Origin of the sequence: Pseudomonas fluorescens (genome assembly GCF_000730425.1) — a bacterium.
In the GTDB taxonomy this organism is placed as follows: Bacteria; Pseudomonadota; Gammaproteobacteria; order Pseudomonadales; family Pseudomonadaceae; genus Aquipseudomonas; species Aquipseudomonas fluorescens_X.
Map to the genome: position 1 here is coordinate 5,967,903 of NZ_CP008896.1, position 23,968 is coordinate 5,991,870.

Genomic DNA, 23,968 nt, shown 5'->3' on the forward strand with positions numbered 1-23,968 from the left:
AAGGCCATCTTCAATCAGATCATTGATCTAAATCTAATATAAGTTTTAGCGCTATTTGATCGAGTTTTCGGGATTATTCATGGACTCCACCTTTTGGCATGACCGCTGGGCACGCAATCAAATCGGCTTTCACCTGCCTGAGGTCAATCCCTATTTGCAGCGATACTGGCCGGGCCTCGGGCTGGCCAGTGGGGCCGGCGTGTTGGTGCCGCTGTGTGGCAAAAGCCTGGACTTGATGTGGCTGGCGGAGCAGGGGTATAGGGTCCTGGGTGTAGAACTGTCGGAAAAGGCGGTTGAAGCGTTTTTCCGGGAGCAGTGCCTGGCTGCGCATGTCAGCCGGCGAGGAGGCTTCAAGGTTTATCAGGCGGGTGCTGTCGAGCTGTGGTGCGGTGATTTTTTCGAATTGAGTCGCGAGGATGTGGGCGGTTGCACGGCCCTCTATGATCGGGCGGCGCTGATTGCCTTGCCGTCACCGGTGCGTGAGCGCTATATCGCACATTTACAGACGATTGCACCTCAGGTGCAGGACGGCCTGTTGATCAGCCTGGATTACGAGCAGGCCCTGAAGGACGGGCCGCCGTTTGCAGTGAGCGATGACGAAGTCCGTGGGCTGCTGGGAGCGCACTGGCGCCTGAGTATCCTGGAACAACGGGATATCCTGGCCGAGAGCCCCAAGTTCGCCCAGGGTGGTGTCACGTCGCTGGAGGAGCGGGTTTACCAGCTGGCGGGGTTGTAAAATACGTGCCCACAAAAAAGGGGCGATTCAATCGCCCCTTTTTTTACCTGCTGGCTGTCAGCCGCGACGACGTAGTGCGTCGATCCGCTCTTCCAGTGGCGGGTGGCTCATGAACATCCGCGCCAGGCCTTGCTTGACGCCACCGTTGATGCCGAAGGCATTCAGGGTATCCGGCATATGCACCGGCAGGCCCTGTTCGGAGCGCAGGCGTTGCAGTGCGCCGATCATGGCAGCAGTACCGGCCAGTTGAGCCCCGGCTTCGTCGGCGCGGAATTCGCGTTTGCGCGAGAACCACATCACGATGGAGCTGGCAAGGAAGCCCAGTACCAGTTCGGCAAAGATGGTCGCCACGTAGTAGGCGATACCCTGGCCGCCTTCGTTCTTAAAGATCACCTTGTCGACAAAGTTGCCGATGATCCGCGCGAAGAACATCACGAAGGTGTTCACCACGCCCTGGACCAGTGCCAGGGTCACCATGTCACCGTTGGCGACGTGGCCGATCTCATGGGCCAGCACGGCCTTCACTTCGTCTGGCGAGAAACGCTCCAGCAGACCCTGGCTGACGGCAACAAGAGCATCGTTCTTGTTCCAGCCGGTGGCAAAGGCGTTGGCCTCGTAGGCCGGGAAGATCCCGACTTCCGGCATCTTGATCCCGGCTTCGCGGGACAGTTGCTCGACGGTCTGCAGCAGCCATTGCTCATGCCGGGTGCGCGGCTGGGTGATGATCTGGGTGCTGGTGCTCATTTTCGCCATCCACTTGGAGATGAACAGCGAGAAGATCGAGCCGGCAAAACCAAAGACGGCACAGAAAACCAGCAGCTGATTGAGGTTCAGATCAACCCCGTTGGCCGCCATGAACCCGTTGAAGCCGAAAAGGCTCAGGGTGATGCTGGCAATCAGCACGACCGCCAGGTTAGTGGCCAAGAACAGCAGGATGCGCATCATGGTTGTAGAATTCTCCTCATGCTTAATATGTCGCGTACTGCGGGGTATATAAGGTGCGGCAGTGGGCTATTCAACCGGGCGACTATTTCAAACTGTGTCCTACAGCTTGAATGTAGAGCCTTGAAAGGATTTTCTGACTCTGAATGTTGAAGGAGATTTCCGTTCAGCAGCCTTGGGACCCCGTGATTGTTGGGGAGTACAAAGCCGAAGGGCAGCAGGGAAGGGCAGAAGGTATTTCTGCCCGACACGGGCACAAGATGTGTTGCTAGATACTCACTGTACGACCTCTTGCGGGCCGTACAGCGAAAGCGAGGTTACTGGCGATAGGACTTCAGGAAGTTGCCAATGCGCCCGATGGCCATGTCCAAGTCATCCACACGGGGTAAGGTCACCACGCGAAAGTGATCAGGCCACGGCCAGTTGAACGCCGTGCCCTGGACCACCAGCAGTTTTTCCGACAGTAGCAGATCGAGGACGAATTTCTCGTCGTTATGGATCGGGCAGACTTTCGGGTCGATCCGCGGGAACGCGTACAAGGCGCCCATGGGTTTGACGCAACTGACGCCGGGAATGTCGTTGAGCAGTTCCCAGGTGCGGTTGCGTTGTTCCAGCAGGCGACCGGCGGGCAGCAACAGGTCGTTGATACTCTGATAGCCGCCCAGGGCAGTCTGAATCGCGTGCTGGCTGGGTACGTTGGCGCACAGGCGCATATTGGCCAGCATGTCGATGCCTTCGATGTAGCTCTGGGCATTGTGCTTGGGCCCGGAAATGGCGACCCAGCCGGAACGAAAGCCCGCCACCCGGTAGGACTTGGACAGGCCGTTGAAGGTCAGGCACAGCAGGTCCGGGGCCAGGGATGCGGTGCAGATATGCACGGCTTCGTCATAGAGGATCTTGTCGTAGATCTCGTCGGAGAACACCACCAGGTTGTGCTGGCGTGCCAGTTCCAGCATGCCCAGCAGCACTTCCTTGGAGTACACCGCGCCCGTGGGGTTGTTCGGGTTGATGATCACCAGCGCCTTGGTGTTGGGCGTGATCTTGGCCTTGATATCAGCCAGGTCCGGCCACCAGTTGGCTTGTTCATCGCACAGGTAATGCACTGGATGTCCGCCGGCCAGGGTTACCGCAGCGGTCCACAGTGGATAGTCGGGCGCTGGCACCAGGACTTCGTCGCCGTTGTTGAGCAAGGCCTGCATGGCCATCACGATCAGCTCGGAGACACCGTTGCCCAGGTAGATATCTTCGATACCGACCCCTTCCACCTGTTTTTGCTGGTAATACTGCATCACCGCCTTGCGCGCACTGAACAACCCCTTGGAGTCGCTGTAGCCTTGGGCGGTGGGCAGGTTACGGATCACGTCCTGGAGGATTTCATCCGGCGCTTCGAAACCAAAGGGCGCCGGGTTGCCAATGTTCAGCTTGAGGATGCGATGGCCTTCCTCTTCCAGGCGTTTGGCGTGCTTGAGCACTGGGCCGCGAATGTCGTAGCAGACGTTGGCGAGCTTGTTCGATTTGCTGACCTGCATGGCGATGTGATCCCGAAAATGAACGATCCAGACGATGTGAAGACTACCGTGCTGGGAATCCTGCGTGTGGCCTGACCCATAAATACGTTTGAATGCCGATAACGCGGGTGCCAGACTGGCGCTTTGAAGAGGCGCAATCATACGTGCCGCCTGATCCATGGAAAAGACACAGATCAGGCTTTTTCAGTTGTCGAGGTGGATTGATGGAAAAGTTGGATAAGACCCTGGAAGAATGGCGGGAAATGCTTGACCCGGCGCAGTACCAAGTGTGCCGTCTCAAGGGCACAGAGCGGCCGTTTTCCGGCAAATACAACGCCACTACGACCGATGGTGTGTATCACTGTATTTGCTGCAATGAGCCGCTGTTCGACTCGAAGACCAAGTTCGATGCCGGTTGTGGCTGGCCCAGTTTTTATGAGCCGATTGCCGATAGCGCGATGATTGAGATTCGTGATGTCAGCCACGGGATGATTCGCACCGAAGTGACCTGTGCCAAGTGTGACGCACATCTGGGCCATGTGTTCCCGGATGGTCCACCGCCTACTGGTTTGCGTTACTGCATCAACTCGGTGTGCCTGGACCTGGTTCCTCGCTAAACCTGCCTCACCTGTAGGAGCCGGCTTGCCGGCGATGAGGGCCTGGGGGGCGCCATCGCCGGCAAGCCGGCTCCTACGGGATTGTGGTGATGATAAGGAATCAGTTCGGTTAATTAAATTGCATGCAATTTAATTGCTCGCTATGTTCTGCCTTTATTCTCCATCCGAGGCCTTGTCATGAGTGACAACCTGTTGACCATCCCTTGCACCACCATCACGGGCGAGCAAAAGACTCTGGCGGATTTCGCCGGCAAGGCGATCCTTGTGGTCAATACCGCCAGCAAATGCGGTTTCACCCCGCAGTACCAGGGCCTTGAGCAACTCTGGCAGCAGTACAAGGACCAGGGCCTGGTGGTGCTGGGCTTTCCGTGCAACCAGTTTGGCAAACAGGAACCAGGTGACGAGGGGGCTATTTCCGCGTTTTGCGAGTTGAATTTCGGCGTCAGTTTTCCGCTGTTCAAGAAGGTCGATGTCAATGGGGGCGAGGCCCATCCACTGTTCGCGCAATTGAAACAGCGCGCGCCGGGTCTGCTGGGCTCCAAGGGCATCAAGTGGAACTTCACCAAGTTCCTGATTGGTCGCGACGGCCAGGTAGTCAAGCGTTTTGCCCCGACCACCAAACCCCAGCAACTGACCCAAGAGATCGAAGCGCTGCTCAAATGACCGACTTGCCTGCCGTATCCCTGGCCCTGGATGACCAGTTGTGTTTCAAGCTCTACGCCGCTTCCCGGGCGGTGACGCGGGCCTACAAACCGATGCTCGACCAACTGGGCCTGACGTATCCGCAGTATCTGGTCATGTTGGTGTTGTGGGAGTGGCATGCCGCCGCACCGCGCCAGCCGACGGTCAAGGCGCTGGGGGAACGATTGCTGCTTGATTCCGGCACGTTGACGCCATTGCTCAAGCGCCTGGAGCAGCTGGCGCTGATCAAGCGCCTGCGCAGTACCAGTGATGAGCGCGAGGTGCACTTGAGTCTTGCCCAGGCAGGCCTGGCGCTGCGTGACCGCGTCCAGCCGCTGAAAGCCCGGCTGATGTGTGACCGCGGAGTGGACCTGAGCCAGGCGGATGCCCTGCGCCATGGTCTGGAGCAGTTACTTGAGCAGATCACAGACTTGTCGTAGTCGGCACCCATAGGTCGAGCAGGGCGTTGAGTTCTTCGCGGCGAAAAGGCTTGGCCAGGTAGTCGTTCATCCCCGCGGCCCGGCAACGTTCGCGTTCCTCGGCCAGGGCATTGGCGGTCAACGCGACAATTGGCAGCTGTGGCCAGCGCCCGCTGCGGCGGATCTGTCGGCTCGCCTCGTAGCCATCCATGACCGGCATGTTGCAATCCATCAGTACCATATCGAAGCGTTGTACTTCCAACTGCTTCAGCGCCTCTGCGCCATGGGCCGCGACGACTACCTCGCAGCCAAGCTTGCCGAGCATGCCCTTGGCTACCAGTTGATTGACCAGATTGTCCTCTACCAGAAGGATACGTGCCCGATGCGCAACCGGGCTGGTTTCCAGTTGGGCAAGGTCGAGGATGATTTCGCTGCCGTCGCGCAGGGTGCGGTGCAAGACCTGATACAGCGCCGCGCGGCTCAGCGGGCGTGCCTGCTGTTGCAGGGGCGCCAGCGTGGCCACTTCTTCGCCGGGCATGAAGTTGCCGTAGGCGGTGACCAGCAGGATCGGTGCGCTGATGGCCGGGCGCAGGCGGAACAGGCATTCGGGGCAGTCGGTGATCAGGATGTCCGGTGCCAGGCCACTCAAGTCATCGTCGATCGTATAGCTGTGGGGCGTCAGTCCCCAGTGCGGCAGCAGAGCGTGCAGCAGTTCTGCCAAGCCACTGCTAGCCCCGGTAATGACTGCGACTTCGCCGGCCAACGGCCCCAGTCGCGCGGCTGGTGTGTGGGCGGGCAGTGGCAATTCGGCACAGAACTGGCTGCCGAAACCGGTTTCCGAACTGATGGTCAGCCGGCCTTGCATGGCCTCGCAAAGATTGTGGGTCAGTGCCAAGCCAAGGCCAGTCCCGCCGAACTGGCGGGTAATGCCAGCGCCCGCCTGGGTAAAGGGTTTGAAGATACGTGCCTGGGCCTCCTGCGCAATACCGATGCCGGTGTCACACACTTCGATGCGCACACCATTGGGTGGCGCGCTGAGGCGCACATCGACGCGACCGAACCGGGTGAACTTCAAGGCGTTGGACAGCAGGTTACTGACAATCTGCCGGACCCGGGTCGGGTCACCGACCACTTGGGCGGGAAACTGTGGGTCGATCAGGCAGGTCAATTCCACGTTGGGCGCGGCGTTCTGCGACAGCAGGTTGGCGGTGTCTTCCACCAGGGAGCCGAGGTCGAAGGGGATGCTCTCCAGTTCCAGTTGCCCGGCATCGAACTTGGACAGGTCGAGAATATCGTTGAGCAGTTCTACCAGCACTTTGCCGGAGTCATGGGCAATCGACAATTGCTGGCGTTGTTCGGCATTCAGCGCGCTGTCCAGGGACAGCGCGATCATGCCGAGCAGGCCATTGAGTGGGGTGCGGATTTCATGGCTCATGTTGGCGAGGAAGGCCGCACGCGCCTGGGCCATGCCCAGGGCGGTCATTTTCGACGCCTCCAGTTCTTCGTTGGATTGGCTTAGCCGCTGGTTGATGGCCTTGAGTTCGGTGGTACGCGCCGAAACAATGTCTTCCAGTCGGGCAAGGTACTCGGTCAGGCGGTCCTCGGCGTGGCGCCGCTGCTGGATTTCGGTCTCCATATTCTCGAACTGTTGGTTGGCGACATTGACCAATACGCCGATCTCATCGTATTCGTGCCCCGGCGGGCAATCCAGGCGAGCCTGCGGCGCACTGCCGGGGCTGCGTGTGCTCAGTTCGCGGATGATGCGCACCAAGGGCTGGGTCAGCATCGCGTAGAACAGGCCCAGGAGGATGCCGGTCAGGATCAGGCTGCGGGCAAAGCCATTAAGCAGGGTGATCTCCGCCCTGCGCAGGAACCGGCTGCCGAATGCGTAGGTGTCGACGTCAAGGCGCAACACACCCAGGGATTCGTCTGGCATATGGGTGAGATACAGGCGGTCTTCGAACTGGCGGTTGGCGCCGAACAGGAAGTCGCTGATGGGGCGGTAGCTGCTCTCCTTGCGCGGCCGATCAACGTCAGCCAGCACCAGGCCATTGTTGTCGACCAACTGCGCTCGTGTGATGGCGGGGGAGTGCAGCAAACCCAGGGTCAGTTCCTGGGCCAGTTCGGCGTCGATGTTGTAGGCGATACGTGAGGCCGGGTTATGGCTGATTTCAAGCAGCGCGTGTATTTCACGGTTGATGGACGCGTCTTCGCTGGCATAATCAATGCCGATCTGGATCAGGCTGAGCAAGGTTCCCAATACGAAACCGACCAGCACAGTCAGTCTGGCTTGTTTATAAGACAAGCGGTGGGCGAACTTGATATCCATTAGGTGCTGAGCCACTTTACGTTTCCCTTCGCCCGGCAAGCATAGCTGAACATCCCCAGCGCCAGCCTTGCCCGGTATGAATCGTTTTTTCAGGTGCAGCCGCCTGGCAACTGCGTCAGGGTTGCCAATACGCCATCTTTTACAAGAACTTGCCACAGGAATAGTCATGGATTCTCGATTGAATGCCTTTCTTGAGCGGGCCGATGCGGTGCTGGCTCGTCTGGAACCCTTGTTGCCAGCGCCTCGCGAGGTCATTGACTGGAGCCTCTGCCTGGCGGCCCGCTGGCAGCGTGAGGGTCGTAGCGGTTTTTTGATGCCGCTGGAAGTCAGCCTGGATATGCGCCTGTCCGACCTGATCGGCGTCGATAAGCAACGCGAGCAATTGGCACGCAATACTCAACAATTTCTCGATGGCCTACCCGCCAACCATGCGTTGCTCTGGGGCTCGCGTGGCACTGGCAAATCCTCCATGGTTCGCGCCTTGCTGGCCCAGCATGCCAAGGCCGGCTTGCGCCTGATCGAAATCGAGCGCGACCACCTGGCCGACCTGCCGCGTGTAGTCGAACAACTGCTCAAGTTGCCGCAGCGTTTTATCCTGTTCTGCGACGACCTGTCGTTCGACGCCGGTGAAGGCGATTACCGTGTGCTCAAGAGTGTGCTGGACGGCTCGCTGGAGCAGGCTCCGGAAAACGTGTTGCTGTATGCCACGTCCAACCGTCGTCACCTGGTGCCGGAGAACCAGAGCGACAACGATAACTGGAAACGCGTGGACGGTGAGCTGCACCCCAGTGAAGCGGTGGAAGACAAGATCGCCTTGTCCGACCGCTTTGGCTTGTGGTTGTCCTTCTATCCGTTCACCCAAGAGCACTTCCTGGACGTGGTGGAGCACTGGATCGGCGAGCTGGCGAACAAGGCGGGCTTGCAGTGGCAGCGCGATGAGGCACTCGACATCCTGGCGGTGCGCTGGGCCACGGGTCGCGGTAATCGCAATGGCCGCTGCGCCTACCAATTCGCCCGCTATTGGGTAGGTCTTAAACTGCTGGAGCGTCAACCATGATCGATTTGCAACAGGCGGGCAGCGGCCTTGATGGGTACGCCATGCTCTGTGCACAGTTGGAATCGCTGCTGGGCGATGAGCGCGACTTTATCGCCAACGCGGCGCAGTTTTCTGCGTTCCTGTTCAACCAGATCGATGACTTGAATTGGGCCGGCTTTTATCTCAACCGTGATCAAGAACTGGTGCTTGGGCCTTTCCAGGGGCAGATCGCCTGTGTGCGCATTCCGTTTGGTCGAGGGGTGTGTGGTGCGGCAGCCGCTTCGCGGCAAACCCAGCGGGTGGAAGATGTGCATGCGTTTGCCGGGCACATTGCCTGCGACAGTGCCTCCAACAGCGAGCTGGTGGTGCCATTGGTCAAGGATGGCAAGTTGATTGGGGTGCTGGATCTGGATAGCCCGAAGCTTGCGCGCTTCAGTCCTGAGGATCAGGTAGGTATTGAACGGCTGGCCGCAATTTTTCTGCGGTTGACTGCCTGCTGAGTGAGTGGGGGGGGCGGGGGGGCTAGCCAGAGCGCGGGACTGCATTCCCTGTGGGAGGTGGCTTGCCTGCGATAGCGTCCGGAAGAAAACTTGGGGTGTCAGGTACCCCCTGTTTTCGTTAACGACCATCGCCGGCAAGCCGGCTACTACAATGGTGCGAGGATGTTCAACTGCTCTTGCAGCACGTGCTCAAGGTCGAGCATGGCTTTTTCGATGGCTTTGACCCAGATCTCGACCTGCGCCGGATCGGCACCCTCGCCAGCTTGTTCCAGCACTTCGCATTGCCCGGCCAGAGTGCAGGCCTGGACGATCCTGGCGGCGCCCTTGATCTTGTGGGCCTGCTCAATCAAGTCCTGATGCGCGCCTTGTGCGAACAATACAATGAGTTCTTCGCGATCACGCCGGCTGCTGCTCAACAGTTCTTCCAACAGACGCTGGCTTAGCAGTGGATCTCCGCCGGTGAGGGCGTTGAGGCTATCCAGATCAAAGATCTGCGCTGATGACAGCGGGGTGATTTCGGCCAAGTGCCGCTCCAGTGTGGTAAGGCTGATGGGCTTGAAGAGGCAGTCATTCATGCCCGCATCCCGACAGCGCTGTTTTTCCTCCGGCTGGGCATTGGCGGTGAATCCCAGGATGATGCAGGGCGTCATGTTTTCCCGTTGCTCGTGTTCGCGGATCGAGCTGGCCAGCTCATAGCCGTTCATGACCGGCATGTTGCAGTCGGCAATGATCAGGTCGAAATGTTCCTGGCGCCAGGCCTGGAAGCCCGCCGCGCCATGCTGGACTGCGGTGAATCGGTGCCCGAGAAAGCCTAATTGCTGGCACATAAGCAGGCGGTTGGCCGGATGGTCGTCCACCACCAGTACATTCAGCACCGCTGCTGCGTCCTGGGTCGCGGGCTTGAGTTCGATCTGCGGGTAGGCAGGTGGCAGGCTGGTCATCTGCAGCGAGACAAACACCTGGGTGCCGACGCTGGGCACGCTGCTCAGGCTCAACTGCCCGCCCATCATTTCGCATAAGCTGCGACAGATCACCAGGCCAAGACCGGCGCCGCTCCTGGCCAGGTGCCCGGAGTTATCGGCCTGGGAAAAAGGCTCGAACAGGCGTTGCTGATCATCCCGGCTGATGCCGATACCGGTGTCCTCGACCACCAGTTTCATCTGGATCTGTTGTGGCTGCCCGGTGGCCTGGATATCGACCTTGATCTTCACCCCGCCGTGCTCGGTGAACTTGATGGCGTTGCTCACCAGGTTGGACAGGACCTGTTTGAAACGCAGGGGATCGATCTGCACGTCACGTTCTTCGAAGCCGGGATTGAACTCCAGTAGCAGGTTGAGGTTTTTCTGGCGTGCCAGGCCATCGAACACGCGTACCACCGACTCGATCAGTTCCCGCAGGTTGACGCGCTCCGGCGCCAGGCTCAGGCGGCCCGATTCGATGCGTGCGATGTCGAGGATATCGCCAATCAACTCCAGTAAGTCTTTGGCCGAGTTGTAGGCCACTTCGATGGCCGGTCGATCCAGATGTCCATGGTCGGCACGCTTGAGGGTCAGCTCTAGCATGCCGATCACCGCGTTCATGGGGGTGCGGATCTCATGGCTCATGGTCGCCAGGAACGTACTTTTCGCACGGTTGGCCTCATCGGCACGGTCTTTGGCGGCGCGCAGGTCATCGAACAATTGGCGACGGTCGCTGATGTCGATCCAGCCGCCGATAATGCCCTGGACCTTACCGATCGAGTCGCGGTAGGGCAGGATCCAGTGATAGATCGTCAGGAGTTTCCCGTGAATATGCAGAGAGCGATCAAGGATCAGCGGCGTGCCCTGGGCCACTACCCGAAGATAGTCGGCATGGTACTGTCTGGCCTGGGCCTCGTCCGCCAAGTTGATCTGCATGACACTCTTGCCGATGACCTCCTCGCGTGCGACACCGAAAGCCTGCAGGTAACTATCGTTGCAGGTCTGCAGCAAACCGTTGCGATCACGCACATAGATCGGGTGAGGGGTTTCATTGACCAGGGCGCGCATGAATTCGTACTGATCGCTCAGGGCTCGCTCTGCCATCTGCCGATGCTTGATCTGTCTGCGCATGTAGCCGTTCCAGGCTAGGGACGTGAGTAGCAGCAGCGCGGCGGCGATGACAATCTGGAAGATCAGGCGATGGTAGTTGCGCCAATAGCTGTCGGACGCGGCTGTGTAGCCTCGCCAGCGGTTGTTGATTACCCCAAGTTCATCCGGCGCAATGCTGAGCAGAGCCTTGTCAAGGATGGAGGCCAGTTCGGGAGCGTTGCGTGACGTGGCCAGGGAAAAGGAGGCCAGTTGCGTGCCAATACTCGAACTGATCTGCAATCGGCCCTGGAAGAAGTGGGATGAGAGGAAGTAGTTGGCGACCACCAGTGAGTTGACGGCCCCATCCACATGCCCCTGGGCCAGCATCTCCGAGGCCTTGAAGGTATCGCTGGCCTGCACCAGGGTGATTTGCGCAAACTCCCGGCGCAGATAGTCCACCAGAGGGTTGCCTTCGGTGATGGCCAGTTTTTTCCCTGCCAGTTGCTCAAGGCTTGAGGGCGCTCCAGGCTCCTTACGCGTGAGCAGGACGTAGGAGTTCTGTAGGTAGGGACGACTGAAGTTGAGCCTGGATTCGCGTTCACGGCTGGGACTGATGGCGGCAATGATGTCTGCGTCGCCGTTTTCAACCCGCTCGATCATTTGGTCGACGTTACGGGTGCTCTGGAACTCCAGGCGCAAGCCGGTACGCAGTCGGATCAACTCCAGCAGGTCGGCGGTCATGCCCCGCAACTGGCCGTCAGAATCGACGAACGTCAGTGGCGCGAAGGTTTCGTTGATGACCACTTTCACCACTGGGTGGTTCTTGAGCCAGCGTTCTTCACGTTGGTTCAACTGCAACTTGTGGTCGGTCAACAGGATGTCACTGCCTGCACTCCAGCGTTTGGCGATGTTTTCCCGTTCGTATGTCCCGATGTCGGCGAGGACCGTATCGACGATACCCAGCAGGGTTTGCTGGTCACGATGCACGGCGAAGCTGAAACCGTATGCTTCGTGCTTGCCGAAATTGGCCATGCGGATGTTCTTCAGGTAGCCCTTGTTGATCATGTAATGGGTGGAAATGGTATCGCCGAGAAACACGTCGGCCTGGTCGAAGGCTACGGCGTTCAGTGCATTCAAATAGGACGGATAGACCTGGATGATCGCGTTGGGGTACAGCGCCTTGACCTCCTTCAATGGCAGGTAGTGGTAGACAAGGCTCAAGCGCATGCCCGCCAGCCCGTCATTGAGCGGGCGGGTTTCTGCGTCGCGAGTGACCAGTACCGGTTGGTCCACCGCGTACGGCGTTGACAGGATGACATCGGGGTTGCTCGCTTCGAATCCGTTGGCGCTGCCCAGCAAGTCGATCTTCCCATCTTCCAGCGCCTGGATTGCCGCTTCGCGCGAAGGGTAGCGCATTACCGTGACGGGCAATGCCAGGGCTTTGGCGAGGATTCCTGCGTAGTCGGCGGTAATGCCTTCATAGTCATGACCGCTGGCGGTGATGTCGAAGGGCGGGTAGTCGGGGGTCGAAGCGCCCAGCACCAGTTCGCGTTTGTTTTGTAGCCATTGGCGCTGGGTGGGGTTCAGTTGGGTGTCCAACTGAACAATGCCGGCACGACTCAGCAGCGAGTAGCGTTCTGGAGCGGTTTGAGCCGCTGGCACGGCTGTACTCAAGCACAGCCCGGTACTCAAAATGATTAGATAGTCCTTTAAACGCCTTGGCATCCTGTTTCTCACACTAACGCGTTGCGTTTTGCCATCTCGATAAGTTCTACCAAGGACTTGGCCTTAAGCTTTTGCATTAAGCGTTTTTTATAAGTGCTGACAGTTTTGTTGCTAAGGAACATGCCCTTGGCGATCTCTTTGTTTGTACGGCCTTGCGCAAAAAGTTGTAAGACCATAAGTTCCCGGTCGTTGACGGATTTGAAAAGAATCAGTTCTTCGTTTTCGCCGGTTTCAGCGCCAGTGGCATTTAAGGCCTGGCTTGGAAAGTAGTTGTAACCTGAAAGTACAGCCCTGATGGCACTTAGCAGCTCACTTAGGTCACCTTCTTTGCAGACATAACCATCGGCGCCCGAACGCATACAGCGTGTGGCAAATAGTGTCGGAGACTGGGCTGTCAGAATCAGGGTTTTCATTGGCGTGCTCATCGCATTGAACCTGCAAAGAACCTCCAGTCCGTCGAGTTTTGGAATGCTGATATCAAGTATAATGAGGTCTGGAAGACATTCGCGGACCATTTGTATTGCATCACAACCGTTATCTGTTTCACCGACTACTTTGTAACCTTCATGTTCCAGCAACATTCGGATTGCAAGTCGAATAACCGGGTGGTCGTCAATAATAAAGACTGTGTTCATGAGCCAATTCCATACTAATGCAAATAAGCGCGCACATTAGCTCAGAAGGCAGGGTAGGAGCATGAAGGCAAGGCTGAGTAGATATAAAACAGGAAAATTCCTACATCAAAAAAGGTTTAGGACTACGACTCGCTAAGGCTTTATTGGGCGTGCTGTAAGAGTTTCTTGGCTGAAAGGTTTAAAGAGTGCGCGGTGTTATTTGCGGGTTGAATAGGAGGGTATTTCATTCGCAGGTATGTTTAATGTCCTACGTTAAAACTCGAAAAGTTACCTGAAGGATCGGCGGAGTGCTGATGCAGCAGGTGCTTCCGGTATGTCAGGAAGTTTTTGTCCAAGTACAAGGCAGTATTCTTTAATCGCGGGCGAGCCCTGATTGGCTGATCAGCTCGATCCAGGCTTCTTTGTTCAATGGCTTAGCCAAATACCCGAGTAGACGCAAGTCGCGTTGCGTTGCCAGGGTTTTCAGATAATCCAGTTCGAGGGTAGGCAGCCCACTTAGCAAGACCGCACTTTTGACAAAGCCTGCATGGCTGGCTATCTCCACCAACTCCAAGCCGGTGAGGTCGGGCAGGCATTGATCACACAACATGAGATCGAAGGGGGTCTCGGTTGTGCGCATCAACTTGATCGCCTGTTCGGCATTCTCGGCAGGTGTCAGTTGATTGAAGCCGAAACTCTTGAGCAGGCACTGAATGGCCAGGAGTTGAAACGGGTGATCTTCCACCAACAGGATGCGCAATTGTCGTTCGGGCATAGGAAGTTCCGTGGAAGTAGCTGCAGCCGGAAAGTGCCAGCCAGTGCCTGTATCGAGTTGCCCAGTGACCCAGGTGGTGGGCTATCGTGGGTTGGCGTGAATGTAGGAACTGATCGCTGGGGTGGATAAGAGAGGGGTGATTATTCATTGGGTGTTGAGGCGAATTCGATCAGGCCGCTCTGGTGCCTGCGTAGGTCGATTCTTTGAGGCAAGCACCCAGGCAGGAAAGACTGCCTGGGCCACGGGTCATTGAGAGTGTGAGCGCCCGGTCATCTCGCGGGCCATCTCGCTGGCGTAGCTATCGGTCATGCCGGCGATGAAGTCGATCATGCGCAGGAATGAACGGTGCAGTGGCCAGTCAGGGTGGGGGGCGCTATTACCCAGCAAATCGAGGACGCGCCGATTCTTGAAGGAGGGTGTACGGCCGCCATGTTGCTCCAGTGCGGCGCCACAGAAGGTGTTCAGGAGGATCTCCAGGGTGGTGTAGGCGCCGATCTCATGCAGGGTCTTGCGTTTGTCCTGAAAGATTTTCTTGCGCGCCATGTCCTTGGCATTCAGTACACAACGCTTGGCTGGGCCATGCATATGCTCCACCAGGTCGCCCTGCAGGGTCCCGGCCAGCAGCGCCGGTTGCTGCTCGACGAACGCCCGCGCGGCGGCGTTGGTCAGGTGCTCGATGGCTTTCCCCCGCAAGATCGCGAGTTTGCGCCGCCTGGAGTCTTGGGGGCCGAGTTGCCGGTAGGTTTCCGGCAGGTCATCACCTACCAGGTTCAACAGCAGTGATTCGACTTCGGCGTACTCCAGCAACTCCATTTCCAGGCCATCTTCCAAGTCAATCAAGGCGTAGCAGATATCGTCGGCCGCCTCCATCAAGTAGACCAGCGGATGGCGCGCCCAGCGTTGTTCCTCCAGTTGTGGCAGGCCGAGCTTCTGGGCGATCTGTTCCAGGATCGGCAGCTCGCTCTGATAGCAGCCAAACTTGTGTTTCTTGTAGCCCAGGGAGTCGGCGTGGCGGGCGGTCCACGGATACTTCAGGTAAGTGCCCAAGGTGGCGTAGGTCAGGCGCGTGCCACCGTCGAACTGGTGGTACTCCAATTGCGTCAGTACGCGGAACCCTTGTGCGTTGCCTTCGAAATTGAGGAAGTCATTGCGCTCTGCGTTACTCATGTCATCCAGCCAGCCACGGCCTGCTGCCTGCTGGAACCAGTGGCGAATCGCATCTTCGCCGGAATGGCCGAACGGTGGGTTACCGATGTCGTGGGCCAGGCAGGCCGATTGCACTACCATTCCCAAGTCGCTGGGGTCGCACCAGTCGGGCAGGGCGCTGCGAATGGTCTCGCCGACGCGCATCCCCAGGGAGCGCCCCACACAACTGACTTCCAACGAGTGGGTCAGCCGGGTATGGATATGATCGTTGCTGGTCACCGGATGGACCTGGGTCTTGCGGCCCAGGCGGCGAAAGGCCCCCGAGAAGATGATCCGGTCATGGTCTTTGTGAAACGGGCTGCGGCCCAGCTCTTGCGGGCTATGCAGGGGTTTTCCAAGGCGTTCGCGGGTAAGCAGGGTAGGCCAATCCAAGGCGAGGGCTCTCCGTGGGATGAATGTCGACCCCCAGCTTCCCGGTTCGGCGTGCCCGGAGCAAGCAAAAAACTACAGGCTGGAGGCGTCAATATCGATTAACAGCAAGCGCTGACCGTTATCGAAGAATTGCCCTGCTGTCAGGCAGTACTGATTGGTCGTGGCATCGCGGTAGGTGGTGGAGAGAATCAGGCGGCGTTCTTCCCAGCCTTCGGCTAGCAGATGATAGAAGTAAGGGCGCCATGACCAGTTATGGCCCAGGTAGCGGCTGTCGGCTTGCCAGGCATCCTGGCGCCACTCGAAGTTGGGGGTCAGTTGGGTGCCGTGGCGATCACACTGATAAAACCGCAGCAACCGGGGAAAGCCCGGCAGCCATGGCAGTTGACTGAGCGGCGCCTGGGCCAGCGCCCAGCGTTGCAGGATCTGCATCAGCTCGATCAGTTGCTGGCGCAGCAACATGATACGCCCGCGCTCGGCCAGTTTCTGCTGTACGTAGGCCTGGCGCAGCGCAGCGAAACGCGGCACAAATGCATCGGCAGGGAACCAGTCCAGTTGTGCCTGGGCAAACAGGTAGCCCTGGACATAACGCGCGCCACATTCGAGGGCAAAGCTCAGTTGTGCTTCGGTTTCCACGCCCTCGGCAATGATCCAGCACCCGGTTTTTTCCGCCATTTGCGCCAGGGCGCGCACCACTTCACCGCTGGGACCGCCCAGGGCCGCAGCCTGGAACAGGCGCATATCCAACTTGAGGATATCCGGACGCAAGGCGAGGACCCGATCCAGTTGCGAATATCCGGCACCAAAGTCATCGATGGCAATCCGCGCTCCTGCCTCACGGTAGCGGGTGGCAACCTCGGCCAGGCGCTGGCTGTTGCCTCCCAGTTCGGTGATCTCAAACACGATGCGCTTGGGGTCGACATTATGGGCCTGCAACTGTTTCAGGCTGGGCAGGGCTTGCCCCGGTCGTAGCAGGGTAATCCAGCGTGGCGAGATATTGAGGCTCAGGAACCAGTCTTCAGGTGCTTCATGCAGGCGGCTCAGGGCATAGTCGCGGATCTTGCGGTCCAGGCGACGCAACGCCGAGGTGGGTGTGCGAGCGTCGGCGAATAGCGGGCCGACCGAATGCAGTTGGCCATCGGCCTGGAGTAGGCGCCCCAGTGCTTCCATTCCGGCAATACGACCGGTGGCGGTATCGATAAACGGTTGGAAACAGGCGAGCGGTTGCCCGTCAATCACAGAGCCTCCTTAGGGTGTTTCGTATAGGAAAGATATCGCATGAAAAAGGCCCGGCCCCTGTAGAGAGGGAGCCGGGCCTGATCCGTTTGCAAGAATGCAGCCAGTTACGTCAGGGCTTTCGGGATGCGCCCTGCATGGCAAGCTTGATCAAGGGGATCAAGCCCGCACCGAGCCGTACCAGGCGGGTCATGGTGCCTATTCCGCCCCCCTTGGCGCCTTTGCCGGTGAAAAAACCCAGCAGGGTCACCGCGGCGACGCCCCACAGCGGCGCATGTTTGATACCGAAGCCGGCCTGCCAGCTTTGGCCCATGTTGCGCACCTTTTGCAAGGGCAGCAGCAATTGCTGGGACTCATGGCGAATTTCCTGGCGATGCATTTCCATGCGCAGGCGGATCAAGGCCTTGCGCATTTCCCGCCGGGAGTTGGTTTGCGGCAGTTCAGTCAGGCTCATGGCAGCAGGCGCTCCCGGTCGTTGGCCAGCTCTTCGAGGGTGGCGTGGAAAGGCGTGGACTCATCGAACACCGCAGCCTTCAAGCGCAATCCACAGAACGCTGCGGCCAGTACGTAAAACACGCAAAGGCTGATGATCCCGGTCAGGCGATAGGTGTCCCAGACGAGGATCATCACCAGCGCCGATAATCCCACCAGCAGCAACAGGGCAAACACCAATGCCAGACCGGCAAACAGCAGCAGGCTGACGGTGCGTGCCTTCTGTTCCTGCAACTCAATGCCAAACAGTTCGACATGGCTGTGCAGCAAGCCCAGGACAGCCGCGCCGAGGCGCCGCGATGTGGAGCTTGGGCCCGAGGACGAGCCGGTTTCGCCGATAGACATGATTAGCGCCTTGTGGCCAGCAGGCCGATCAGGAAACCCACGCCGGCCGCGATGCCAACGGATTGCCAAGGATTGGCCTGTACGTAGTCTTCGGTGGCGGTGACTGCCGCCTTGCCGCGTTCGCGCAGGGAGTCTTCGGTCAACTTCAGGGTTTCCCGGGCCTGCAGCAGACTGTCGTGGATCTTCGAGCGCAATTCATCAGCCTGGTCACCGGCCAGAATCGCGGTGTCGTCCAGCAGCTTTTCGGTATCGCTGACCAGGGTCTGGAAATCTTCCATCAGTATTTCTTGAGCCGTCTTTGCCGTTTTTCTGGCCATGGTTAACTCCGTGAGTGGCTGTCTGAAGCTTTTGCAGGGTTTTGGTTGAGAGTCACCGGTATCGGTGAAGGTTCATTGCAATTGTCTGGTACAGCTTTTGCTTTGCCTTGGTGCGCCTGCCGCAAGGCTTGCGCGCAATGTGGGCGGTTTCGGCCAAAGCCTTGAAAAACCTTACCCTAAATCACTAAAACCCGTGGGAAAACCCGCAAGCCATTGCCTCTTTCAACGGTCGTCGCGCCAAAGCGGTTCATACCCTCTGCAGAAGGGGAGAACGCGCAGTGCCAATTTAGTGCGCGATCCTTGGGTGATGACCTGCTTTGGTGCTTTTCCCTCAACTGCAGGCCTGCCAATCTCCATGGAAAATATGCAAAGCGCGGTGGACACCCTGGTCCACAGCTCCAATACGCTGTTTATTCTGATCGGCGCGGTAATGGTCCTGGCAATGCATGCCGGCTTCGCATTCCTGGAAGTCGGTACGGTACGGCAGAAGAACCAAGTCAACGCGTTGTCGAAAATCCTCAGTGACTTTGCGGTCTCGACCCTGGCCTATTTCTTTATAGGTTATTGGATCTCTTATGGGGTCAGCTTTATGCAGCCGGCCGCGGTGCTCAGTGCCGACCATGGTTACGGCCTGGTGAAGTTCTTTTTCCTGCTGACTTTCGCGGCAGCCATCCCGGCGATCATCTCCGGAGGCATTGCCGAGCGTGCACGCTTTGCCCCTCAGTTGTGTGCCACGGCGTTGATCGTGGCGTTCATCTACCCGTTTTTCGAGGGCATGGTGTGGAATGGCAACTTCGGCCTGCAAGCCTGGTTGCTGGCGACCTTTGGCGCAACCTTCCATGACTTTGCCGGTTCCGTGGTGGTGCACGCCATGGGCGGCTGGCTGGCGCTGGCGGCGGTGTTGCTGCTGGGCCCACGTCAGGGCAGGTATCGCGATGGGCGATTGGTAGCGTTTGCACCTTCGAGCATTCCGTTCCTGGCATTGGGCTCGTGGATACTGATCGTCGGCTGGTTCGGCTTCAACGTGATGAGTGCGCAGACACTCTCCGGGGTGAGTGGACTGGTGGCGGTCAACTCGTTGATGGCCATGGTGGGTGGTACCGTGGCGGCGCTGGTGATTGGGCGTAACGATCCGGGCTTTTTGCACAATGGTCCGTTGGCCGGGCTGGTGGCGATTTGCGCGGGTTCCGACCTGATGCATCCGGTGGGCGCGTTGATTACCGGTGTGGTGGCCGGTGGCTTGTTCGTGTGGTGCTTTATCGCCGCTCAGGCTCGCTGGAAGATCGATGATGTGCTGGGGGTCTGGCCGCTGCATGGCTTGTGTGGCGTGTGGGGTGGGATTGCCTGCGGGATCTTCGGCCAGAGTGCCTTGGGTGGGCTGGGCGGCGTGAGCCTGATCAGCCAGTTGATCGGCACCGCCCTGGGGGTGGCGGTGGCCCTGGCTGGCGGGCTGCTGGTGTACGGCGCGCTCAAGTACTTCTGCGGCCTGCGCTTGAGCCAGGAAGAGGAGTACTACGGCGCGGACTTGTCGATCCATAAGATTGGCGCAGTCAGTCAGGATTGATCGGGGCTTCACGGTTGTCGTCGGTGTGCTGGTAGAAACCATGAAGCAAGCGGTAGCGGTTGCGCCGCACTTCATCGACGCGATCGCGTACCTGCTGGTCGGGCAGGCCGAGCATGATCATCGCGTGCGATGCGAGCATCAGGCTCGACTCCAGTAGCTCGGGCACCACTTCACTGGCCCCGGCGGCTTTCAGCTCCGTCAATTGGCTGTCGTCACGGGTGCGCACCAGGATCGGCACTTTATGGTTGATCCGCCGCGCTTCCTTGAGCACCGTCAGGGCCACGTCGCTATTGTCCACGGCAATCACCACCAGGCGAGCGCGCGCAAGGCCGACGGCGCTGAGCAACGCGCCGCGCCGGCAATCGCCATAGTGCACGCTGCTGTCCTCGGTGGCGGCTTCTTGTACGCGTTCGGGGTCATCGTCCAGGGCAATGAACGCCTGTTGTTCACGGCGCAGGAAACGCCCGATGGATTGACCGACCCGGCCATAGCCGCAGATCAGCACGTGCCCGCGCAATTGGGCATTAAGCGCGGTGATTGCTTCCAGTTGTACTTGCTGGTTGGGCTTGCGGTGCAGGCGCAGTGCGATAGCGGGGGCGGCCCGCAGCAGCAGGGGCGTGAGCAGCATCGAGCAGAACGTTGCTGCCAGCAGCAGGCCGCTGATTTCGCCTGGCAGCATATTGCTCAATTGCATCTGCGCCATCAGCGCAAAGCAGAACTCACCGCCCTGGGCCAGGGCCAGGCCACTGCGCCAGGCGGTTTCGCCGTCGCTACCCCGCAGCTTGACCAGCACTGCGACGACGCAGCCCTTGATCAGCATCAGCCCCAGGGTCAGCCCGAGGATCTGCAGGCTGTGACTGACGAACAGCTGCAAGTCGATCAGCATGCCGATACTGACAAAAAACAGCCCCAGGAGGATGTCGCGAAACGGCCGGATATCGGCTTCGATCTGGTGCCGGTAATGACTTTCCCCTAGCAACATGCCCGCCAGGAACGCACCGAGGGCCGGCGACAGGCCCAGCAGGTGGGTGAGCCAGGCAGTGAGCAACACAATCACCAGGGCCAGCAGCACGAACAGTTCCGCCGAGTGGGAGGCAGCGACTTCGTGGAACAGGCGCGGCAGCAGCCAGCGGCTAGCGAGCAGCAGGCCGAGGAACAACACCACGGTCTTGCCCAGGGTCAGGGGCAGAGCCCAGTACCAGGCCTGCTCGCTGCTGCCGGCGAACACCGGGACCAGGGTCAGCAGCAGCACCGCGACCACGTCCTGGAACAGCAGAACGCCAATCGCGTTCTGCCCATGGCTGCTGAAAATCTCCCCAAGGCTGGTCAACTCCTTGCTCACAATCGCGGTGGATGACAACGCCAGCCCGGCCCCCAGCAACAACGCCGCCACCGGCGACATGCCCATCAGCAGCAACAAGGCCCCCAGCAGGATCGCGCAGCACAACACCTGCAGGCTGCCCAGGCCAAACACTACTCGGCGCAGGGTGAGCATCTTGGACAGGGAAAACTCCAGGCCCAGGGAAAACAGCAGGAACACCACGCCCAGTTCGGCGAGGTCGGGCAGGTCTTCGCTGTCATTGACCCAATCCAGGGCCGTTGGCCCGACAGCCAGGCCCACGCACAGGTAGCCGAGCACCGGCGGCAGTTGCAGGCGACGGAACAGTGCAATGACGACCAGGGATGAGGCAAGAATGATCAGCAGGTTGGCAAACACAGACATCTCCGTCGGGGTGTTGCGGGAAAAAAGCCGCGAGAATCGCTGAATCAGTTATAGGCCATGGTGATCTGGATCAGGTCTTTGGCATGACTCGACGAGGTTTTTCCGGCGGCCTAGAATGAGTACCTGTTTCTTCTCGGGTCTGTACATCATGCCTCCTGAATGCCAGTTGTTCGGCACCCTCGGCTGCCATCTGTGTGAGCTTGCCGAAGCGCAAATCATGCCGTTGGTCGAGCACGGGCTGTTGGTCGAACTAGTGGATATCGCTGATTCGCAAGCGCTGTTCGAAGCCTATGGCCTAAGCATTCCGGTGCTGCGCCGGGTGGATACCGGTGCAGAATTGGGTTGGCCGTTCGACACTGAACAGGTGGTCGCCTTTCTAATCTAGTGCTAACGCCATGGCAGATTGCTGATTATTCGGTTACTGTATGTTTGTACAGCGATTTGAGTGAGAGGGAACGCCCGTGGTGAATGTTGAACAATTGAAAAGCAGCGTCAATCGCATGTCCGTCGATATCGTGCGCGATGCTGTCAATGAGCTGCGGCTTGATGGCCTGGTCACGGAAGGCAAGACGCCGTTCAACAAAGTGCATTTCAATACCTGCTTTGCCGAAATCGAAGCGTTGTTCCAGCGGGCCGGTTACCACAAGCAGTTGGACGTGGTGGGGTACCAGGGCCTGCTGTATGCGTTGTACGACCCTGGCCGCTGGGAGGCGGTGGATGTACTGCGCTGGCTCAAGGAGTTCACCGAGGCGGCCAGTGCCTCGCCGGTGCTGCGGGCCGAGTTGGTCAGGGCGTGAGATTCTGGGGGATAATGCCCCATAGTGTTTCCAGGCCTTGAGTGTACGCATGTCCGATACCGGTTTTTCCGCTGCCCAGAACCAAGCCAGTACGTTGTACCTGCCGCCTGGCCCCTGGGCGACCGTGCTCGATTGCCTGTGCGAGCACTTTCGTGCCATTGGCCGCGAGCAGTGGCTGGACCGTATCGCCCGTGGCCGGGTGCTGGATGGTAACGGCCAGCCCATCGCCGTGGGCCTGGCCTACAAGGAAGGCTTGCGCATCCACTACTTTCGCGAAGTGCCGGATGAAAAGCCGATTCCGGTGCAGGAGGCCATCCTGTACGCCGATGAGCATCTGGTGGTGGCCGACAAACCGCACTTTCTGCCAGTGACGCCCGCCGGCGAATACGTTGAGCAGACGCTGTTGCGCCGCCTGATCCGCCGCCTGGATAACCCGTCGCTGGTACCGCTGCACCGGATCGATCGCCATACCGCAGGGCTGGTGCTGTTCTCTGCCAACCCGCGAAGCCGATCGGCGTATCAACAACTGTTCCCCACTCGCCAGATCGATAAAATCTACGAGGCCATTGCACCGGCCTTGCCCGCGCTGACATTCCCGCGGGTGCACAAGAGCCGCCTGGTGGAGGGCGAGCCGTTTTTCCGCATGCAGGAAGGGCCTGGTACGAGCAACACGGAAACGGCGGTGCAGGTGCGCGAGAAGAATGGCGACCTATGGCGCTATGGCCTGTTTCCGGTGACGGGCAAGAAGCATCAGCTGCGGGTACATATGACGGCACTGGGTGCGAGTATCTGCAATGACCCGTTTTATCCCGAGGTCATCAAGGATGCCGTGGATGACTACGCCAACCCGCTCAAGTTGCTGGCCCAGGGTGTACGGTTTATCGACCCGGTAACCGGCGAGCCGCGCAGTTTCAGCAGCAGGATCGTGCTTGAGTGGTGATGTTTGCCATGCGCCAGACACAACAAAGCCCGCTCAAAAGCGGGCTTTGTTGTGTCTGGCGTTAAGACTTACAGGTCTTTAACGGTGCGAACCTGATCCTTGTTGATGCGGGTATGCTTGCCGTCCAGTTGTTCGAATTCGTAGAAGCCCGAATCCTGATCGAATTTAGGGGTGTCGACAGCCTGGATTTCGCGACCGTCATTCAAGGTGATCACTGTTGGCGAGGAGCAACCGGCGAGGGTAGCAAGGCCCAGTGCAAGCATGAGAGCGGCGATGGTCCGTTGAGTCATGAGTCTTCTCCGAGAGTAATGCTGTGTTGAGTTCTGACCTTGTGACGTATGCAACGTCGGCAAAGTTCCTTGTCTAACGCTCATTCTGACACGCCGGGGCGTGGGTGCAACAACTCTGGTGTATTGAGGTTGGCCAGGCGTGGGTCGTTCTCTGCGCAGTCGAGCGCCAGGGCCCCCAATTTCAGCAGGATCTGGCGCGGGCTGCGCTCGGCAGCCAGCCAGGCGTTTTCCACCTCGTCACGCAGGCGCGTCGGTATGACGCAGAGCAGAGGTTCCCAGAATGCGCCGTGGCGGATCATCACTGGCACATGTGGGTGCTGGCGTGCGGTCTGGAGCAGGTCTGCGAGTAACTGCCCATCGATGTGCGGCACGTCGCAGGGCAGTACCAGTAGATGTTCATGGCGTGCGGCGGCGAGCCCGGCACGGATACCGGCCAAGGGCCCGGGGAAGTCCGGGCTGTCGTCGTTCACCAACTGGTCGGCATAGGCGGCGTACTGCATCTGGTTGCGGTTACAGGAGATGATCAGGTCATCGGTCAACGGCCGCACCCGTTGGTGCAGGTGGGCAATCAGCGGTTGCCCGTGCCAGTCGAGCAGGCCCTTGTCCAGCCCGCCCATACGCTGGCCGCGACCGCCGGCCAGCAACAGGATCGAGCAGGGCAGGGGCGAAGAATTGAATGGCATGACGGCTCCGCGGAGGCAGTGAAATAGGGGGCTGTGATATAACATCGGGCTGTTCCTTCGACAACCGGACCGAGCC

At 59.1% G+C, this 23,968-nt stretch carries 24 protein-coding genes; 10 read left to right on the plus strand and 14 right to left on the minus strand.

Translation table 11 applies throughout. The annotated features are described in order from the left end of the window. The first annotated feature begins 79 nt into the window (after nt 1–79). The gene (locus HZ99_RS26895; RefSeq protein WP_038447533.1) at nt 80–736 is read left to right on the plus strand and encodes a thiopurine S-methyltransferase; all 657 of its coding nucleotides are present in this window, start codon (nt 80–82) and stop codon (nt 734–736) included. Between the two features lie 57 nt (nt 737–793). Here the strand turns inward: HZ99_RS26895 and htpX are convergent, their stop codons facing one another. Beyond that, entirely contained in the window at nt 794–1,681 is an 888-nt protein-coding gene (gene htpX, locus HZ99_RS26900) for a protease HtpX (RefSeq protein ID WP_029298042.1), read from the minus strand. Between the two features lie 314 nt (nt 1,682–1,995). Continuing rightward, the gene (locus HZ99_RS26905) at nt 1,996–3,207 is read right to left on the minus strand and encodes a pyridoxal phosphate-dependent aminotransferase (protein WP_038447535.1); all 1,212 of its coding nucleotides are present in this window, start codon (nt 3,205–3,207) and stop codon (nt 1,996–1,998) included. A 203-nt stretch (nt 3,208–3,410) separates the two neighbouring features. On the opposite strand from HZ99_RS26905, the gene msrB reads away from it, so the two are divergent. From msrB to HZ99_RS26920, 3 genes are all read left to right on the plus strand, one after another. Continuing rightward, nucleotides 3,411–3,803 carry a peptide-methionine (R)-S-oxide reductase MsrB gene (gene msrB / locus HZ99_RS26910; protein ID WP_038447538.1) on the plus strand — a complete coding sequence of 131 codons (393 nt, stop codon included), beginning with the start codon at nt 3,411–3,413 and terminating at the stop codon, nt 3,801–3,803. Nucleotides 3,804–3,980: 177 nt separating this feature from the next. Next, a complete protein-coding gene (locus HZ99_RS26915; protein WP_038447541.1) occupies nt 3,981–4,466 on the plus strand; it encodes a glutathione peroxidase in 486 nt (161 codons plus the stop codon). Further along, nucleotides 4,463–4,924: a MarR family winged helix-turn-helix transcriptional regulator gene (locus tag HZ99_RS26920; protein WP_038447545.1), complete on the plus strand. Its 462-nt coding sequence runs from the start codon at nt 4,463–4,465 to the stop codon at nt 4,922–4,924. The genes HZ99_RS26915 and HZ99_RS26920 overlap by 4 nt, the downstream gene beginning before the upstream one ends. Here the strand turns inward: HZ99_RS26920 and HZ99_RS26925 are convergent. After that, on the minus strand, nt 4,908–7,232 hold the full coding sequence (locus HZ99_RS26925; protein WP_038447548.1) for a hybrid sensor histidine kinase/response regulator: 2,325 nt from the start codon (nt 7,230–7,232) through the stop codon (nt 4,908–4,910). The genes HZ99_RS26920 and HZ99_RS26925 overlap by 17 nt on opposite strands. A gap of 166 nt (nt 7,233–7,398) precedes the next feature. On the opposite strand from HZ99_RS26925, the gene HZ99_RS26930 reads away from it, so the two are divergent. Together HZ99_RS26930 and HZ99_RS26935 are read left to right on the plus strand one after the other, a co-directional pair. Further along, nucleotides 7,399–8,289: an ATP-binding protein gene (locus tag HZ99_RS26930; protein ID WP_038447551.1), complete on the plus strand. Its 891-nt coding sequence runs from the start codon at nt 7,399–7,401 to the stop codon at nt 8,287–8,289. Further along, nucleotides 8,286–8,768, plus strand: a complete 483-nt coding sequence (locus HZ99_RS26935; RefSeq protein ID WP_038447554.1) for a GAF domain-containing protein — start codon at nt 8,286–8,288, stop codon at nt 8,766–8,768. Before HZ99_RS26930 ends, HZ99_RS26935 begins: the two co-directional genes overlap by 4 nt. A gap of 146 nt (nt 8,769–8,914) precedes the next feature. Here HZ99_RS26935 and HZ99_RS26940 read toward each other — a convergent pair whose 3' ends face one another. The 8 genes from HZ99_RS26940 to HZ99_RS26975 all read right to left on the minus strand — a co-directional run bounded on the left by HZ99_RS26940 (nt 8,915) and on the right by HZ99_RS26975 (nt 17,895). Then, a complete protein-coding gene (locus HZ99_RS26940) occupies nt 8,915–12,541 on the minus strand; it encodes a transporter substrate-binding domain-containing protein (protein ID WP_038447557.1) in 3,627 nt (1,208 codons plus the stop codon). 8 nt (nt 12,542–12,549) lie between these two features. After that, nucleotides 12,550–13,176: a response regulator transcription factor gene (locus tag HZ99_RS26945; RefSeq protein ID WP_038447560.1), complete on the minus strand. Its 627-nt coding sequence runs from the start codon at nt 13,174–13,176 to the stop codon at nt 12,550–12,552. 352 nt (nt 13,177–13,528) lie between these two features. Beyond that, nucleotides 13,529–13,930: a response regulator gene (locus HZ99_RS26950; protein ID WP_038447563.1), complete on the minus strand. Its 402-nt coding sequence runs from the start codon at nt 13,928–13,930 to the stop codon at nt 13,529–13,531. A 246-nt stretch (nt 13,931–14,176) separates the two neighbouring features. Continuing rightward, on the minus strand, nt 14,177–15,508 hold the full coding sequence (locus tag HZ99_RS26955) for a deoxyguanosinetriphosphate triphosphohydrolase (protein WP_038447567.1): 1,332 nt from the start codon (nt 15,506–15,508) through the stop codon (nt 14,177–14,179). A gap of 72 nt (nt 15,509–15,580) precedes the next feature. After that, nucleotides 15,581–16,744: an EAL domain-containing protein gene (locus HZ99_RS26960; protein ID WP_038447570.1), complete on the minus strand. Its 1,164-nt coding sequence runs from the start codon at nt 16,742–16,744 to the stop codon at nt 15,581–15,583. A 109-nt stretch (nt 16,745–16,853) separates the two neighbouring features. After that, complete coding sequence (locus HZ99_RS26965) at nt 16,854–17,195, minus strand: hypothetical protein (protein WP_038447572.1); 342 nt, start codon at nt 17,193–17,195, stop codon at nt 16,854–16,856. Beyond that, nucleotides 17,192–17,578, minus strand: coding sequence for a phage holin family protein (locus HZ99_RS26970; protein WP_029298076.1), 387 nt, complete (start codon nt 17,576–17,578; stop codon nt 17,192–17,194). The genes HZ99_RS26965 and HZ99_RS26970 overlap by 4 nt, the downstream gene beginning before the upstream one ends. 2 nt (nt 17,579–17,580) lie before the next feature. After that, nucleotides 17,581–17,895, minus strand: a complete 315-nt coding sequence (locus tag HZ99_RS26975; RefSeq protein ID WP_029298079.1) for a DUF883 family protein — start codon at nt 17,893–17,895, stop codon at nt 17,581–17,583. Between the two features lie 355 nt (nt 17,896–18,250). On the opposite strand from HZ99_RS26975, the gene HZ99_RS26980 reads away from it, so the two are divergent. After that, on the plus strand, nt 18,251–19,459 hold the full coding sequence (locus HZ99_RS26980; RefSeq protein ID WP_038447575.1) for an ammonium transporter: 1,209 nt from the start codon (nt 18,251–18,253) through the stop codon (nt 19,457–19,459). On the opposite strand, the gene HZ99_RS26985 is transcribed toward HZ99_RS26980, so the two are convergent. Next, nucleotides 19,446–21,182, minus strand: a complete 1,737-nt coding sequence (locus tag HZ99_RS26985; RefSeq protein ID WP_404942421.1) for a cation:proton antiporter — start codon at nt 21,180–21,182, stop codon at nt 19,446–19,448. The genes HZ99_RS26980 and HZ99_RS26985 overlap by 14 nt on opposite strands. Before the next feature lie 148 nt (nt 21,183–21,330). On the opposite strand from HZ99_RS26985, the gene HZ99_RS26990 reads away from it, so the two are divergent. The 3 genes from HZ99_RS26990 to HZ99_RS27000 all read left to right on the plus strand — a co-directional run bounded on the left by HZ99_RS26990 (nt 21,331) and on the right by HZ99_RS27000 (nt 22,919). Beyond that, a complete protein-coding gene (locus HZ99_RS26990; RefSeq protein ID WP_038448215.1) occupies nt 21,331–21,567 on the plus strand; it encodes a glutaredoxin family protein in 237 nt (78 codons plus the stop codon). Between the two features lie 76 nt (nt 21,568–21,643). After that, nucleotides 21,644–21,979, plus strand: coding sequence for a hypothetical protein (locus HZ99_RS26995; RefSeq protein WP_029298086.1), 336 nt, complete (start codon nt 21,644–21,646; stop codon nt 21,977–21,979). Between the two features lie 49 nt (nt 21,980–22,028). Next, nucleotides 22,029–22,919 carry a pseudouridine synthase gene (locus tag HZ99_RS27000; RefSeq protein WP_038447581.1) on the plus strand — a complete coding sequence of 297 codons (891 nt, stop codon included), beginning with the start codon at nt 22,029–22,031 and terminating at the stop codon, nt 22,917–22,919. A 68-nt stretch (nt 22,920–22,987) separates the two neighbouring features. Here the strand turns inward: HZ99_RS27000 and HZ99_RS27005 are convergent, their stop codons facing one another. Continuing rightward, complete coding sequence (locus HZ99_RS27005; RefSeq protein ID WP_038447584.1) at nt 22,988–23,209, minus strand: YgdI/YgdR family lipoprotein; 222 nt, start codon at nt 23,207–23,209, stop codon at nt 22,988–22,990. A gap of 80 nt (nt 23,210–23,289) precedes the next feature. Further along, nucleotides 23,290–23,892, minus strand: a complete 603-nt coding sequence (gene mobA, locus HZ99_RS27010) for a molybdenum cofactor guanylyltransferase MobA (protein ID WP_038447587.1) — start codon at nt 23,890–23,892, stop codon at nt 23,290–23,292. Nucleotides 23,893–23,968 lie beyond the last annotated feature (76 nt).

Excerpts from the sequence above, each read along its gene's own strand:
- HZ99_RS26895 (WP_038447533.1), top strand. The coding sequence starts at position 80 with ATGGACTCCACCTTTTGGCATGACCGCTGGGCACGCAATCAAATCGGC.
- htpX (WP_029298042.1), bottom strand. The coding sequence starts at position 1,681 with ATGATGCGCATCCTGCTGTTCTTGGCCACTAACCTGGCGGTCGTGCTG.
- HZ99_RS26905 (WP_038447535.1), bottom strand. The coding sequence starts at position 3,207 with ATGCAGGTCAGCAAATCGAACAAGCTCGCCAACGTCTGCTACGACATT.
- msrB (WP_038447538.1), top strand. The coding sequence starts at position 3,411 with ATGGAAAAGTTGGATAAGACCCTGGAAGAATGGCGGGAAATGCTTGAC.
- HZ99_RS26915 (WP_038447541.1), top strand. The coding sequence starts at position 3,981 with ATGAGTGACAACCTGTTGACCATCCCTTGCACCACCATCACGGGCGAG.
- HZ99_RS26920 (WP_038447545.1), top strand. The coding sequence starts at position 4,463 with ATGACCGACTTGCCTGCCGTATCCCTGGCCCTGGATGACCAGTTGTGT.
- HZ99_RS26925 (WP_038447548.1), bottom strand. The coding sequence starts at position 7,232 with ATGGATATCAAGTTCGCCCACCGCTTGTCTTATAAACAAGCCAGACTG.
- HZ99_RS26930 (WP_038447551.1), top strand. The coding sequence starts at position 7,399 with ATGGATTCTCGATTGAATGCCTTTCTTGAGCGGGCCGATGCGGTGCTG.
- HZ99_RS26935 (WP_038447554.1), top strand. The coding sequence starts at position 8,286 with ATGATCGATTTGCAACAGGCGGGCAGCGGCCTTGATGGGTACGCCATG.
- HZ99_RS26940 (WP_038447557.1), bottom strand. The coding sequence starts at position 12,541 with ATGCCAAGGCGTTTAAAGGACTATCTAATCATTTTGAGTACCGGGCTG.
- HZ99_RS26945 (WP_038447560.1), bottom strand. The coding sequence starts at position 13,176 with ATGAACACAGTCTTTATTATTGACGACCACCCGGTTATTCGACTTGCA.
- HZ99_RS26950 (WP_038447563.1), bottom strand. The coding sequence starts at position 13,930 with ATGCCCGAACGACAATTGCGCATCCTGTTGGTGGAAGATCACCCGTTT.
- HZ99_RS26965 (WP_038447572.1), bottom strand. The coding sequence starts at position 17,195 with ATGAGCCTGACTGAACTGCCGCAAACCAACTCCCGGCGGGAAATGCGC.
- HZ99_RS26970 (WP_029298076.1), bottom strand. The coding sequence starts at position 17,578 with ATGTCTATCGGCGAAACCGGCTCGTCCTCGGGCCCAAGCTCCACATCG.
- HZ99_RS26975 (WP_029298079.1), bottom strand. The coding sequence starts at position 17,895 with ATGGCCAGAAAAACGGCAAAGACGGCTCAAGAAATACTGATGGAAGAT.
- HZ99_RS26980 (WP_038447575.1), top strand. The coding sequence starts at position 18,251 with ATGGAAAATATGCAAAGCGCGGTGGACACCCTGGTCCACAGCTCCAAT.
- HZ99_RS26985 (WP_404942421.1), bottom strand. The coding sequence starts at position 21,182 with ATGTCTGTGTTTGCCAACCTGCTGATCATTCTTGCCTCATCCCTGGTC.
- HZ99_RS26990 (WP_038448215.1), top strand. The coding sequence starts at position 21,331 with ATGCCTCCTGAATGCCAGTTGTTCGGCACCCTCGGCTGCCATCTGTGT.
- HZ99_RS27000 (WP_038447581.1), top strand. The coding sequence starts at position 22,029 with ATGTCCGATACCGGTTTTTCCGCTGCCCAGAACCAAGCCAGTACGTTG.
- HZ99_RS27005 (WP_038447584.1), bottom strand. The coding sequence starts at position 23,209 with ATGACTCAACGGACCATCGCCGCTCTCATGCTTGCACTGGGCCTTGCT.
- mobA (WP_038447587.1), bottom strand. The coding sequence starts at position 23,892 with ATGCCATTCAATTCTTCGCCCCTGCCCTGCTCGATCCTGTTGCTGGCC.